Annotated in this window: 11 protein-coding genes and 1 tRNA gene; 7 read left to right on the top strand and 5 right to left on the bottom strand. The window is 40.2% G+C overall.

What is annotated here, in order from left to right:
- Positions 1–62 precede the first annotated feature (62 nt).
- The 5 genes from argB (at position 63) to ACK1I8_RS16215 (ending at position 5,754) form a co-directional block, all read left to right on the top strand.
- Positions 63–851 (top strand): acetylglutamate kinase, encoded by a 789-nt coding sequence (argB, locus tag ACK1I8_RS16235; protein WP_412466362.1) that lies wholly within the window; start codon positions 63–65, stop codon positions 849–851.
- 214 nt (positions 852–1,065) lie between these two features.
- Positions 1,066–1,878 carry a pyrroline-5-carboxylate reductase gene (gene proC, locus ACK1I8_RS16230; protein ID WP_412466361.1) on the top strand — a complete coding sequence of 271 codons (813 nt, stop codon included), beginning with the start codon at positions 1,066–1,068 and terminating at the stop codon, positions 1,876–1,878.
- Between the two features lie 66 nt (positions 1,879–1,944).
- Positions 1,945–3,012: a M20 family metallo-hydrolase gene (locus ACK1I8_RS16225; protein WP_412466360.1), complete on the top strand. Its 1,068-nt coding sequence runs from the start codon at positions 1,945–1,947 to the stop codon at positions 3,010–3,012.
- A 155-nt stretch (positions 3,013–3,167) separates the two neighbouring features.
- A complete protein-coding gene (gene argH / locus ACK1I8_RS16220) occupies positions 3,168–4,499 on the top strand; it encodes an argininosuccinate lyase (protein ID WP_412466359.1) in 1,332 nt (443 codons plus the stop codon).
- Position 4,500: 1 nt separating this feature from the next.
- Positions 4,501–5,754 (top strand): pyridoxal phosphate-dependent aminotransferase, encoded by a 1,254-nt coding sequence (locus tag ACK1I8_RS16215; protein ID WP_412466358.1) that lies wholly within the window; start codon positions 4,501–4,503, stop codon positions 5,752–5,754.
- 172 nt (positions 5,755–5,926) lie between these two features.
- On the opposite strand, the gene ACK1I8_RS16210 is transcribed toward ACK1I8_RS16215, so the two are convergent.
- From ACK1I8_RS16210 to ACK1I8_RS16190, 5 genes are all read right to left on the bottom strand, one after another.
- Positions 5,927–7,351 carry an RtcB family protein gene (locus ACK1I8_RS16210; protein WP_412466357.1) on the bottom strand — a complete coding sequence of 475 codons (1,425 nt, stop codon included), beginning with the start codon at positions 7,349–7,351 and terminating at the stop codon, positions 5,927–5,929.
- A gap of 6 nt (positions 7,352–7,357) precedes the next feature.
- Complete coding sequence (locus ACK1I8_RS16205; protein ID WP_412466356.1) at positions 7,358–8,425, bottom strand: DNA polymerase beta superfamily protein; 1,068 nt, start codon at positions 8,423–8,425, stop codon at positions 7,358–7,360.
- On the bottom strand, positions 8,415–9,176 hold the full coding sequence (locus ACK1I8_RS16200) for a DNA polymerase beta superfamily protein (RefSeq protein ID WP_412466355.1): 762 nt from the start codon (positions 9,174–9,176) through the stop codon (positions 8,415–8,417). The genes ACK1I8_RS16205 and ACK1I8_RS16200 overlap by 11 nt, the downstream gene beginning before the upstream one ends.
- Before the next feature lie 61 nt (positions 9,177–9,237).
- On the bottom strand, positions 9,238–10,335 hold the full coding sequence (locus ACK1I8_RS16195) for a slipin family protein (RefSeq protein WP_412466354.1): 1,098 nt from the start codon (positions 10,333–10,335) through the stop codon (positions 9,238–9,240).
- Between the two features lie 364 nt (positions 10,336–10,699).
- Positions 10,700–10,761: transfer RNA gene (locus ACK1I8_RS16190), tRNA-OTHER, on the bottom strand.
- 602 nt (positions 10,762–11,363) lie between these two features.
- Between ACK1I8_RS16190 and ACK1I8_RS16185 the strand changes: the two genes are divergently transcribed.
- Complete coding sequence (locus tag ACK1I8_RS16185) at positions 11,364–12,404, top strand: helix-turn-helix transcriptional regulator (RefSeq protein WP_412466353.1); 1,041 nt, start codon at positions 11,364–11,366, stop codon at positions 12,402–12,404.
- Positions 12,405–12,473: 69 nt separating this feature from the next.
- A complete protein-coding gene (locus ACK1I8_RS16180; protein WP_412466352.1) occupies positions 12,474–13,991 on the top strand; it encodes a glycoside hydrolase family 32 protein in 1,518 nt (505 codons plus the stop codon).
- The last annotated feature ends 134 nt before the right edge of the window (positions 13,992–14,125 follow it).

Genomic DNA, 14,125 nt, shown 5'->3' with positions numbered 1-14,125 from the left:
AAAGACTAAAGCTAAAAGACCAAAGCTTTCAGCATTTTGCTTTAAGCTTTAAGCTCAATAAAATGAAACAACTCACAATCATAAAAATAGGTGGAAATGTAATTGATCATTCAGAAAACCTGCACCGGTTTTTACTGGATTTTACGGCATTGCCCGGAGATAAAATTTTAGTACACGGCGGTGGAAAAATTGCAACCGAACTAGGCGAATCGCTGGGTATCGAAGCCAAAATGGTTGACGGCAGGCGGATTACCGATATCGAAACTTTGCGGATTGTAACCATGGTTTACGCCGGACTAATCAATAAAAATATGGTTGCACAGTTGCAGGCGAAAGGTAGCAATGCCATCGGTTTAACGGGTGCAGACGGAAATATTATTAAAGCGAAAAAACGCCCGGTTAAAGATATCGATTATGGTTTTGTTGGCGATTTAGATGAAAATTCAGTTGCTTCGGTTACATTAGACAGTTTGTTAAAAGCAGGACTGGTTCCCGTTTTATGCGCAATTACCCATGATGGAGAAACCCAGTTGTTAAACACTAATGCCGATACAATTGCATCTTCAGTTGCGGTAGCCATGTCGGCATTATACGAAACACGATTGGTATATTGCTTTGAGAAAAAAGGTGTATTAAAGGATGTAAATGATGATGGTTCTGTGGTGAGGGAAATTAAAGCAGTTGATTTTGAGAATTTAAAGGCTGATGGAACGGTAGCAGGTGGAATGATCCCTAAGCTGCATAATGCTTTCGAAGCGATTAAAAAAGGCGTTTCGGCGGTGTATATTGGAAAAGCAGATGAACTGGCTGAATTGGCTAGCGGGGCTTTTGGTACCAAAATGCTGAAATAAGGCGGAAGGCAGTAAGGTTGAAGGTAGAGGGTGAGACGTTGCATGGAAATTAACCGATAATATACTGTTATTGCCCTATAAACCTGATAGTAGCGAACACGGAGCGCAGCGAAGTAAAGCGGATAGCAGGAACTGCCTTTAAATGGCCTTACTGAAATTGCTTTCCGGAAAACGAAAAAGCTGTATTAACAATCTGAAACAAACTATAATCAACATGAATAAAAAAATAGCCATCATTGGTAGTGGAAATATCGGTTTATCTTTAGCTAAAGGATTGGTTAAAGCCAATTTTGCCCAGGCTGCCGACATTACCCTTACCCGAAGAAATACCGATCATTTAAAGTCTTTTGCCGAAGCTGGTTTTAAAGTTAGCAATAACAATAAACAGGCGGTGATTGATGCTGATGTGGTAATTCTGGCCGTTCTGCCCCAGCAATTAGATACGGTTTTAGATGAAATTCAAACTTCCGTTGTTCAGGCTAAACACCTGGTGATTTCGGTAATATCGGGGGTGAGCTGTGCTGCTGTTAGGGAAAAACTAGGGGAGGGTGTTGAAGTAGTACGTGTAATGCCAAATACGGCAATTGCCATTGGTCAATCGATGACCTGCATGGCGAGCGATAATGCTTCAACAGAAAATATCGCTGATGTGACCAAAATGTTCGAAACTGTTGGATCTGTAGTAAAAATTAATGAAGATCTGATGACCTCCGCAACAGCACTTTGTGCTTGCGGTATTGCTTTTTTCTTGAGGGCAATCAGGGCTGCCTCGCAAGGTGGTGTAGAAATTGGTTTCCATGCTGATGAGGCTTTAAAGATGGCTGTTCAAACGGCTAAAGGCGCGGCAGATTTACTTTTATTACATGGAACACACCCGGAATCAGAAATAGATAAGGTAACTTCGCCAAAAGGTTGTACCATTGCCGGCTTAAATGAAATGGAGCATAATGGTTTTAGTTCATCATTGATAAAAGGCATTAAACTTTCGGCTTTAAAAGCAGGAAATTTGTACACAAAAGAAGGTTAAAGGTGTGAGGTAGAAGGTGTAGGGTTTTAACGCTATCCTAATGCTTCACGCTAAGTACTTGATACTATGTTGCTAGAAAATATACAAAAGGAAAGTCTGGATTTATTGCGGCAATTGATCCGTATCCAGTCTTTTAGTAAAGAAGAAGACCGGACAGCTAATTTAATTGCGCAGTTTCTGGAAGAGAGAGGGATCAAAACCCAGCGTAAGATGAATAATGTTTGGGCTTATAACAAGCATTTTGATGCTAATAAGCCAACTTTATTGTTAAACTCACATCACGATACGGTTAAACCGAACTCGGGTTATACCCGCGATCCATACGATGCCGCAATTGAAGGAGATAAGCTTTTTGGCCTGGGGAGTAATGATGCTGGTGGCTGTCTGGTTTCGTTAATCGGCACATTTTTGTACTACTACGATCAGGAAAATTTAAAATATAATATCTGTTTGGCCGCTACCGCAGAGGAAGAAATTTCAGGTAATAATGGTCTGGAGCTGGTATTGCCTGATTTAGGCGAGCTTGAGTTTGGTATTGTAGGCGAACCTACTGAAATGAACCTGGCCATTGCTGAACGTGGCTTGCTGGTATTGGATTGTGTATCGCACGGTAAAGCAGGGCATGCGGCCCGCGAAGAAGGGGAGAATGCCATTTATAAGGCATTGAAAGATATAGAATGGTTCAGGAACTACCAGTTCCCTAAGGTATCGGAAGTTTTTGGTCCGTTAAAAATGACGGTAACCATTATCAATGCAGGTTCGCAGCATAATGTAGTGCCCGCTAATTGTACTTTTACGGTTGATGTACGGGTAACGGATGCTTATACCAATGAAGAGGTATTGGAAATTATTCGCGCAAACGTAGATTGTGATGTCACTCCGAGGTCTATCCGTTTAAAACCTTCATCAATAGATAAAAACCATCCGGTTGTTCAGGCCGGTGTTGCGCTGGGCAGAACAACTTATGGTTCTCCAACTACCTCCGATCAGGCTTTGCTGGATATTCCTTCAGTAAAAGTTGGTCCAGGTTTTTCTGGTCGCTCGCACATGGCCGATGAATTTTTGTATGTACGGGAGGTTGCAGAAGGAGTAGAAGGGTATGTGAATATGTTGAAACCAGTGGTTCAAGGTTGAGGGTTTTAAGGTTGAAGGCAAGCTTTGGGTGCCTAACTTGAATGTTTGAATGCCTGGTATGCTTTGTGAAAACTCAGTGAACGCTTTAGTAGAAAATAGAATAGCTTAGCGTGCTTGCGAAAAGTCTGGCGCTCTTTGCGGTTAAATAAATTAAAATGAAGATTTGGCAAAAAAATATTGATGTAGATAAATTTGTGGAGCGCTTTACGGTTGGGCAAGATCGTGAACTGGATTTACAAATGGCAAAATTTGACGTATTGGGGTCTTTGGCTCACACGCAAATGTTGGAATCCATTAAACTGCTAACCACTGATGAGCTGAAAACCGTTCAGCAGGAGCTTAAAAATATTTACGCTGAAATCGAAGCGGGAAACTTTACCATCGAAGATACCGTTGAAGATGTTCATTCGCAGGTAGAATGGTTGCTTACACAACGAATAGGCGAAGCGGGTAAAAAAATCCACAGTGGCCGTTCACGTAACGATCAGGTTTTGGTCGATTTAAAGCTTTTTTTCCGTGCCTGCATTGAAGATATGGTTAATCAGGCTTCCATCTTCTTTAACCAATTGATCGAACTGAGTAATACCCATAAAGATAAATTATTGCCAGGGTATACGCACCTGCAAATTGCCATGCCATCATCTTTTGGTTTGTGGTTTGGTGCTTATGCCGAAAGTCTTGCTGATGATATGGAACTGATGCTGGCCGCCTGGAAAATTACCAATAAAAATCCATTAGGTTCGGCAGCGGGCTATGGTTCATCATTCCCCTTGAACAGAACTTTAACCACTAAACTATTGGGTTTCGAAAGCCTAAACTATAATGTGGTTTATGCACAGATGGGCCGTGGTAAAACCGAAAGGATTTTGGCCCAGGCCATGAGTGCTGTAGCAGCAACGCTTGCCAAAATGGCGATGGATGTTTGCCTTTTTATCAACCAGAATTTCGGGTTCATTAGTTTTCCGCCTGAGCTCACCACAGGTTCGAGCATTATGCCACATAAAAAGAATCCTGATGTTTTTGAGCTGATCCGTTCCCGTTGCAATAAAATTCAGGCTTTGCCGAATGAAATTGCGATGATGATTACCAACCTGCCATCCGGCTATCACCGCGATTTGCAGTTGTTAAAGGAAAATCTTTTCCCGGCCATTACTTCGCTTAACGAATGTTTGGAAATCGCCACATTTATGTTCCGGAACATCACTATAAAGGATGATATCTTACGGGATAAAAAATACGATTACCTCTTTAGCGTTGAAGTAGTAAATGAGCTTGCGCTACAGGGCGTACCGTTTAGAGAAGCTTACAAAATAGTTGGCGAACAGATTGAAAGTGGTACTTTTGCACCATCGAGCCAAATACACCATACCCACGAAGGCAGCATAGGCAACCTTTGCAACGAGCAAATTACGGATACCATGAACGCTGTTTTAGCACAATTTGGTTTCGAGAAGGTGAATAAAGCAATAGCAGATTTAATAGCATAATATGAAAGTTTCAGTAATAGCCAATTCCTTAATTGGTTCAGAAATTATAAAAATTGGTAACGAAGTTAACGAAATGAAGCGCAAAGGCGCATCAATTGCTAACCTGACCATTGGCGATTTCGATTCAAATATTTACCCTATACCGACCGAGTTAAAAGCCGGCATTGTGGAGGCTTACAACGCCAATCAAACCAATTATCCTCCTGCTGATGGTGTTTTGCCGTTACGCGAAACGGTTTCGGAATTGTTGAAAGATAGGTTTGGTTTAGACTATAATACCAACAGTATTCTGGTTTCAGGTGGTTCACGTCCTTTAATTTATGCTACTTTTCTGGCCCTGATTGATCCGGGTGATACGGTAGTGTTTCCGGCTCCATCGTGGAATAATAACCACTATTGCCATCTAACATCAGCAAATGCCATTGCAGTTGAAACCGATGCAGCGCATCATTTTATGCCAACAGCCGCACAGTTAAAACCACATTTAAAAGGCGCTACTTTATTAGCATTATGCTCACCTTTAAATCCCACAGGTACGATGTTCGATGCTGATGCTTTGGCTGAGATTTGTGATGCCGTTTTGGAGGAAAATGCAACCAGAGGAGCAGATGAAAAACCATTGTACCTGATGTATGATCAGATTTATTCACTTTTAACTTTTGGTAAAGTGCATGTAAATCCGGTTTCATTACGTCCGGCAATGCGTGAGTTTACCATTTTTGTGGATGGCAGTTCTAAATGCCTGGCTGCAACAGGTGTACGTGTAGGCTGGGGATTTGGTCCGGAGGATATTGTAAACCGGATGAAAGCGCTTGTTGGCCACATGGGTGCCTGGGCACCAAAAGCAGAACAGGTGGCCATGTCAAACTATTTTAACAATAAGCCTCAGGTTGATACATTCTTGACCAGCTTCAAAGCGCAGATCCAGGATAGCTTAAACGCACTTTACAATGGTTTTAATGATCTAAAGGCCGAAGGATTTAATGTAGATGCGGTTGAACCGATGGGCGCCATTTACCTTACGATTAAAATTGACTACATCGGTAAAACGACCGAAGATGGTCAGCTTTTAAAAGATAGTGCTGATGTGAATTTCTATTTAATTAAGGAAGCCGGCGCTGCATTGGTGCCATTCTCAGCTTTCGGAAACGAACACAGTATGCCTTGGTTCAGGGCATCGGTAGGCGCTTGTACTTTACAGGATATTAAAGACATGTTACCGAGAATTAAAACAGCTTTAAGTAAGTTGAAATAGATACTTATTTATAAATTATAAAACCCCTCTTCAATTTGGAGAGGGGTTTTGTTTTGATCGTCATTTCGAGCGCAGTGCAACGCAGTCGGGAAATCTATTGTAGATCTCTCCATTTCGCTGCGCTTCAGTCGAGATGACGACTCCTCTAATTGGATGCTTTCAAGACTCCAAACTAATCCTCCCTGCTTCCATCATCAGCCATTCTCACCATTCTGGGCTCGAATTTAGCCACTACATCAACCAGATCGGTTTGTGCGGCCATTACTTTATGGATGTCTTTATAAGCCATTGGCGCTTCATCTAAACCTGCACCAATTAAGGTCACGTTGTGGTCTTTCAAAATTGCCTTCATATCTGATTTGGTGATGGATTGAATCGCTTTCGTCCTGCTCATTTGTCTGCCGGCACCATGCGATGCTGAATTGATTGCACTGGTTTCTCCCTTTCCTCTCACCAAAAATCCTGGCGCAGTCATGCTGCCGGGGATAATCCCCATTACACCCTTGCCGGCTGGCGTAGCCCCTTTACGGTGAACAATTACTTCCTCTCCATCGATCAGTTCTTTCCAGGCAAAATTGTGGTGGTTCTCTACCTTGGCTAAAACCTTTGCTCCAATGGCCTTGGTCAATCTTTTATGGATTACCTCATGACAGGCAGAGGCATAATCACCAGCCAAGTTCATGGCAATCCAATATTCTTGTCCTTCGGCGGTATTTAAATCCAAATAAGCCAGATTTGCAGCCTCTCTCGGAAGTTTACAAATATCTTTGGCCAGTTTGGTATAATGACCGGCAATGGTAGCACCTAAACCACGTGAACCGGAGTGGGTTAACAAAGCCACATAACGGCCCCTATCTATATTTAAAACCTCATCGCGTTCGGCAAAATCAATAATCCCCCATTCTACAAAATGGTTACCCCCACCTGATGTACCCAATTGTGCCCAGGCTTTCCCATGTAAATTCTTAAGGAAAGTAGTTGAATTAAAAGCCTCACTATCCAATACTTCGTGTTCGGCTCTTTCCAAACCCCTAAACTCTCTGCCTGCTCCGAATTTGGTAAAAGCAATCAGTTCCCGCTTGTACATGGCATCTTTACCAAAATAATGTTTCTCTGGGATATCGAAAATGCTCAACGCCATCCGGCAACCAATATCAACGCCTACACCGTATGGGATAATGGCATTTTTGGTAGCCAATACACCGCCTATAGGCAGGCCATAACCCTGGTGTGCATCAGGCATTAAAGCGCCCGCTATGGCTACCGGCAGTTTCATGGCAATATCCATTTGGTTTCTCGCACCTTCTTCAATATAATCAGGGCCAAATACCGCATAGGGTTTCGCCTCATTTACGAGCGCGATGGTTTCGTCTTTTGGAGTATTTGCTTCTTCAATCATGGCTGTTGCCAATGTATTTAAAACCGGATCATCCAAAAAACTTTCCGGGTAATCTTTTACTTTTTTAAATAGGGCCAGCAATTCTTTTTCTTCGGTATCTGCAAAGTTTTCCTTCAAAATATCCAAAGCCATGCCCAGTATTTTTCCTTCGGTATAACCTGTTTCAATCAGGTCTTTTCCTGTTATATTGTTTTTCATTTTTTTTTATTTTTTAATAGCATAGAGTTCTGTTCTCATCTCAACAAGTAAAGATTCTATCAGGCTTGCATCTGGTTTATCCATAAGCTTACTTTTAACCGTTTCCTGTTCAATTTTTTCCATCAGAACTTCTGCTTTTTTTAATACATTATCGTAATCGAGTTCCCCTCTCTTAATCATGAGCAACTCGTCACGGTTTTGCCTTTTTACATTTAACTCTCCATCGCGAACAATTTCAAGTGCCACTTGTAACAGTCTGATGGTATGCATCATGTTTTTCGCATCATAATCCTTACCATGGTTTTTATTTAAATTATACCGATCCTCATTTCGTTTTTCTACCCATTCGCAATATTCATTATATTCCTTGCAATAAGGCGAATAGCTATCTTTATTGAAGAATAAATAGGCAATCTCATGTTCTCCTGCAGGAATTGAGGAGACAGAAACATCATTTGCCGCTTCTTTGTTCGCAATGCCTTTATAATGCAATTTCTTCTCCGCATCATGAAACAAGGCATAAAGTTCTTTAACATTGGGAATTTTTGACAATCCACAATCCGCTTGCGAAATGCTGTTTTTTGTAAACCAGGTTTTCGCTCTTACGGATGAGTAGTTTACTGTGATAAAGCAAAAATCCAATACTGTTTTCCGGGTTTTAGGCATTGGATTTAATATTTTTTTATTTAATCCTTTTGCCTTTCTGATCTGGGTTAAAGCATATCCGCCAAATGTATCTTTACATAATTTAGATAAGAACATCGTAATATTTAATTTCTTCATTACCGGATGCTTATACAAAATGCAGTCTTCAGGTGTTGCTAAAATCTCCAGGATATTCGGGTTATTCTTTATTAGTAGTTCTACAAAACGACCAATTTCATAATAAACCTCATCATTGCTCTCGTTGCTGATTTGCGGGATATACCTCAGGCCAAAGAACATATCTTTTGGCATATAATATATCCCTTTAATATCAGTATCCGACTGCGGCGTATCCAATCCGTAAGCTTTACTGCCACTTAAACACTCGAATAAAAGCAGGTTTTGATCTTTCAAATCTTTAATTGTCATAATAGCTTATCGTATGTCTGAAAAAGCGGTCAAGCATTTCGGTTTCAAAACTTTCGTTTTGGATATCTTTAGTCTTTTCAGCACAGTTTTTAAATTCATCATCTATATACCTAAGTAAATCAGGTTCTATTTTGATGATAAAAGCCTCAGCAGAATTAGATTTTAATGCAATCAGATCTTTAACCAAAAGTTGAAGATGTTCTGGCATTAGGGTTAAGAGTGGTCCGATTGTCATAGGTGCAATTGCATTTTTCTCTAAACACCACTTTGCAGAAAGCAAAGGGCGGAGTACGTAAAAAAGCTTTTTAATCTTGATTTCGTTGCCATTGATTATCGTTTCCAATGCGCTATGTGCTATTCCTAAATAGTGGTTGATATTTGTTTTTTTATTAAAATACGACTGGCATAATGTCCATAATTCATTTCTGAAATGATCTTGTTCTCTATACACAATGGGCGATTGTAGCCACTCGAAAGGTGTAGTATTCGATTTTCGGATTAGTTTCAGCACCTTTTTTAAATCCCAACCGTAAATATCAAGTTCATCGTTGATCGGAAAACCCAACTGATCATCTTTGTCCGAAACGGAAAGATAGTGGTTAATCGGGCGTACATAAATAAACCGAACGTCAAAATCGCTGTCTGGTGATGGAAATTCCCATCCGCGGCTTCCTGATTCGCAGGCGAATAACATCTTGATCTCATTTGACCGTTCTATTTCAGCAAGTTTGTTTATGATGGTGGTTTTCATTCATTTTTAATTAATCCCCGGCAGGCAACATTCACCTGGCCGAGGGGCTTCTAAATTTAATTTATTTTACGAAGATTTGCTTCAATTGATCCACAATTTGTCCACTGCCCGATAAGCTGATGTTATTGATTTTCTCTGCGATTTTCTCCACATACTCCATCTCTTTCAATTTATATAACATGTTATTGTCTTCCATCAATTTGGCAGTATTCAATAAACTTCTGGTCGAGGCCGTTTCCTCTCTCCTGGTAATGATATTGGCTTGTGCCCTTTTTTCGGCAATTAAAACCTGATTCATGATCTCTTTCACATCACCTGGCAAAATAATATCTTTAACCCCGCAGGTGATTAATATTACACCCAAATCGGCTGCTTTAGCCAAGGTTAAATCCACTACTTGTGTGGCAATTCTCTCTTTACTTTCCATCAGTTCATCAAAAGTCATTAAGCCAATTGATTCTCTTAAGGCCAATTGCATCGTAATGTACAATTGCTTATCAAAATCTTTATTTTCCAATAGAGCTTTGATGATATCATCAACTTTATATTGAATGCTGAAGTTTACCCTCAATTGTGCTTTGTCCTTAGTCAAGATTTCTTGTCCGGTAATCTCCATATTCAATTGCCTCATATCGGTTTTTAAAACTTGAATCGTTGTGGCATTTTTCCAGTAAAAATAATTTCCTGCTTCCATTACCCTTTCAAATTTGCCGTCTGTAAATAGCAAGGCTTTTTCAAATGATTCCACTTTATAAGCCCTGATATAATTTAACAATGGAGCTTTTTCCAATAAATTTTTATCCACCGTCTCATCAATGTTGGTATTACTCAAATCAACTTTGACAAAGTGATATGTAGACAAACCCTTCCAAACGGCATGTTTGCCTGCAGTTAAAACACTTTTGAAATTTCCGTTCCGGTAAACCAGGGCCAATTCATTATCGGCTACATCTACTACATGTACCAGGCTGGTAAAAGCAGTGTTTGTGAGCAGCACTTCCAATTCAGCAAGGGTAAAAAAATACTCTTTCCCCATATCGTACAAAGTAATCTCTTCTCCAAAACCTAACCAGTAAGTTCCTGCGGTTAATACTTTTTTTAATTTTCCTTTTTTAAACACCAATCCAACATCATTGGTGTTAATGGTTACTCTTTTCATGTTTTTTGATGTTAAGATTTATAATGATTTCATTTTTTTGTTTACAAAGCCTTGTAAAAGCACATTCACCTGGTATTTGCGGAAATAAATCGAATGCTGATGTGTTTAAGAATGAAATTATTTTTTCAGTTATACGGAATCCGGAGATTTGGCCTAACGTTTAAAATAACTTGATTTTTAAATCAGTTCATTTATCGCTTTATTTTCAAAGCAAAAAGCAAATTTGCTTGTCAGGAACAGAAATGAACCCTTAAGCAGAATGTGGTTTTGCAAGGCAGTTTTTTTGAGCATTTTGAAAAGTTACTCTTCTTTTTTGTTTTGGATTTTGAGTCCTAAACGCTTACCAATTAGCTATTCCAAGTGATGGTTGGAAGCAGGATTCGAACCTGCATGTTTGGTTGTTACTCTAACCTCTGAGTTATTCCGGATTGTTCCGGAAGTGGGATTCGAACCCACGACACACAACGTGTTTAGACAAACTATCACAACCCTGATCAGTATATTCCATGCAATTGCACGAATACTTTGGAGCTGTACAGAAACCCGCAACCGGGATCAGTTTTGATGTAGTATTGCCATCCCGGTTGTTAACCGGAATTTCTTTATGTACTGATTTACCTAAACTGCTTAAATGCTGCCGTTAACCCTGTTCCGCAGATTCGGAACAGGGGCTTCGTATCAAGTACTATTCGTAAATTGAGTAGTACCCATGAGAGCGCGTATTATTAAAACAGTTTATTTGTGCTGTAAATCAGTTTTTTATTATTGATATTTTCAAAGAACTTCATTATCGACTGGCGACATTACAAAGATGCCAGCAACACTGCGCGGAGGAATTGCGCAGTTGACAAGATTTTGTTTTAATTTATTTAACTATTTGATATTTAGTTTGATAAAATTTAAATTTCACCAGAATTTGTATCTTTTTAAACTTACTGCGCAATTACATTGCGTAGTTGAGAAGAGATAGTTATCTTTAGCATAGACTAAAACGCCGGATTTTTAACTTTGACCCTAAAAACCATAAAATGGCCATCAATAAATTAGCCCTTATCCGTTACAAAACCATCGACGATTGTTTGAGAAACCGATTCCGCAAATGGACGCTCGATGACCTGATTGAAAAGGTTGCCGAAACGCTTTACGAGCTGGAAGGAATAACCAGCGGGGTGAGCAAACGCACCATCCAGGCCGACATTCAGCTGATGCGAAGCGATAAATTGGGTTACAATGCCCCTATAGTGGTAAAAGACAAGCGGTTTTATGCTTATGAAGATCCGGGTTTTAGTATTACAAAGGCCCCCATTAACCATGCTGATGTAGATAAAATGAAAGAAATTGTGGGGGTTTTGAAGCAATTTAATGCTTTTAATTATTTCGACGAAATGAGCGATATGATTGCCCGTCTGGAAAATAACCTTTATAAATCGACCAAACAGAGTGGCAACAATATCCAGTTAGAAAGCAATAAGCTGGTAAAGGGGCTGGAATGTATTCCGCCGCTTTATCAGGCGGTTTTAAACAAACGATCGTTGTTGATTGAATATAAATCGTTCAAAGCGCAACAGGCCCAGCAAGGCATTTATTACCCATACCTTTTAAAAGAATACCGCAACCGCTGGTTTTTAATCTGTAAGGCTAAAAAAAGGCCTGGGATTTTAAATCTGGCTTTAGACCGTATTGTAGAATTTCAGGAATTGCCGAATGAAACTTTTGTTGCCTATGAAGGAGTAGATTTCGACCGCTATTATGATGATTTGATTGGGGTAACCAAGAGCGAAAGAGACAGACCGCAAAAAGTTATTCTGGAATTTACGAACGACCATGCCCCGTATGTCATCACCAAACCTTTGCATACTTCGCAGATCGTGTTGAATAAAAATGCCATTACGACTACGATCAGGATTGATGTGGTGCTGAATTATGAACTGGAGCGCGAAATATTGGGTTTTGGTGAATGCGTTAAAGTGCGGTCCCCAAGGTTGCTGATTGCTAAAATTAAGCGCCGTTTAGAACAGACCTACAAACAATATGAACTAACAGGGGAAAAACAAGAGCCAGGGTCTTGAGGATTGTGATTGAGTTAAACGTTTTAGTATCTGGTTTCTTATTTGTACTTTAAGGGCTTACTAACCAATATGAGCAGAACTAAATATATCTTATCTATCCTGATGGCTTGTTCTTCGGGCGTATTTGCGCAGCAAGCTACCCCGCAATGGCGGCCCAGTTATCATTTTACTGCCCCAACCAATTGGCTTAATGATCCTAATGGATTAATTTTTCTAAATGGCGAATACCATTTGTACTACCAGTACAATCCGTTCGAAAATAAATGGGGACATATGAGTTGGGGACATGCAAAAAGTAAAGATCTGGTTAACTGGGAACACCTGCCCGTTGCCATCCCTGAGAAGATCACCAAAGATACCACTACCATGATTTTTTCAGGTTCGGCAGTTCTGGATAAACAAAATGTGAGTGGTTTGGGCAAGGGTAAAGCACCGATTCTGGCTTTTTATACGGCTGATTTACCTAAACAACGTAACGAATCGCAGTACATGGCCTATAGTAACGATGGTGGTTTAACTTTTACCAATTATGCGAAAAATCCGATTATCGATTTAAATAAAAAAGATTTCCGCGATCCGAATGTATGGTGGCATGAAGCTTCTAAACAATGGATCATGACGGTAGCAATGGTTGATGAGCATCAGGTAAGGTTTTACGGTTCCAAAAACCTGAAAGACTGGAACATACTGAGCGATTTTGGTAAGCAGGGCAACCAGGGCAGTGGTTGGGAATGCCCCTTCATCATTCCGCTGGCCGTTGATGGAGATCAGAACAACATCAAATGGGTACTCATGATTTCACTCTTTGGACCAAAAGGTCCCACTATGCAGTATTTTGTAGGTGATTTTGACGGCAAAACTTTTAAAAATGAGAATAATGGCGAGCTAACTTTGCTGGTAGATGATGGCGATTCATTTTATGCGGCCATTCCATGGAATAATGCACCAAACCATAAACGCATCCTTTTGGGCTGGTTGCAACCGGGTGGTAAGGAAACCTTTCCATGGAAAGGGCAGATGTCTATTCCAAGAGACTTAGCCTTAAAAACTACGCCCGATGGAGTAAGACTGTTTCAGCAGCCGAGTGCTGTTATTGCAGGCAATCTTAAAAAACTGGCCCAAAACCGGCTAGTATCCAAACAGAATCTGGCTATTAACGGCGAATTGAAACTGGGTGAAATTACCAATGCAAACTGGATTGAAGCAGAGTTTGATCTGCATGAGGTTAAAAATGCGGGCTTTAAGCTGGCTCAATTAAAGGATGGGCAGGGAAAAGTGATTAAAGAGATTGAAGTGGGTTATGAGGCGGATAGAAATGAATTGTATGTAGATTGCTCGCGTTCTGAAAGAGGCATTAAAAACGATAAGAACATCATTCAAACCGCTAAAATAAATCCTGTTGGGACTAAAGTGAACATTCAGATCCTGATTGATCAATCATCGCTTGAAGTTTTTGGTAATGGTGGTGAAAAGGTGATTTCGACTATGATTTTTCCTGATGAAAAGGCAACCGGAATTACGGTGTTTTCAAAAGACGGAAAAAGTACTTTAAGCCGTTTAAAGATCTGGAATTTGAGTAGGGAATAACAACATAATAGTTTGTCACGTTGAGCCTGTCGAAACGCCTCAAGCAGTTTTAAGGTAGGGCCTTCGACAGGTTATCATTGACGGGCTGCGTAGAAGGATCGTCATTTCGACTGAAGCCAGCCGGTTTTTCATCG

The organism is Pedobacter sp. KLB.chiD, from assembly GCF_047040275.1.
In the GTDB taxonomy this organism is placed as follows: domain Bacteria; phylum Bacteroidota; class Bacteroidia; order Sphingobacteriales; family Sphingobacteriaceae; genus Pedobacter.
This window is presented reverse-complemented; position numbering and strand designations above follow the sequence as displayed.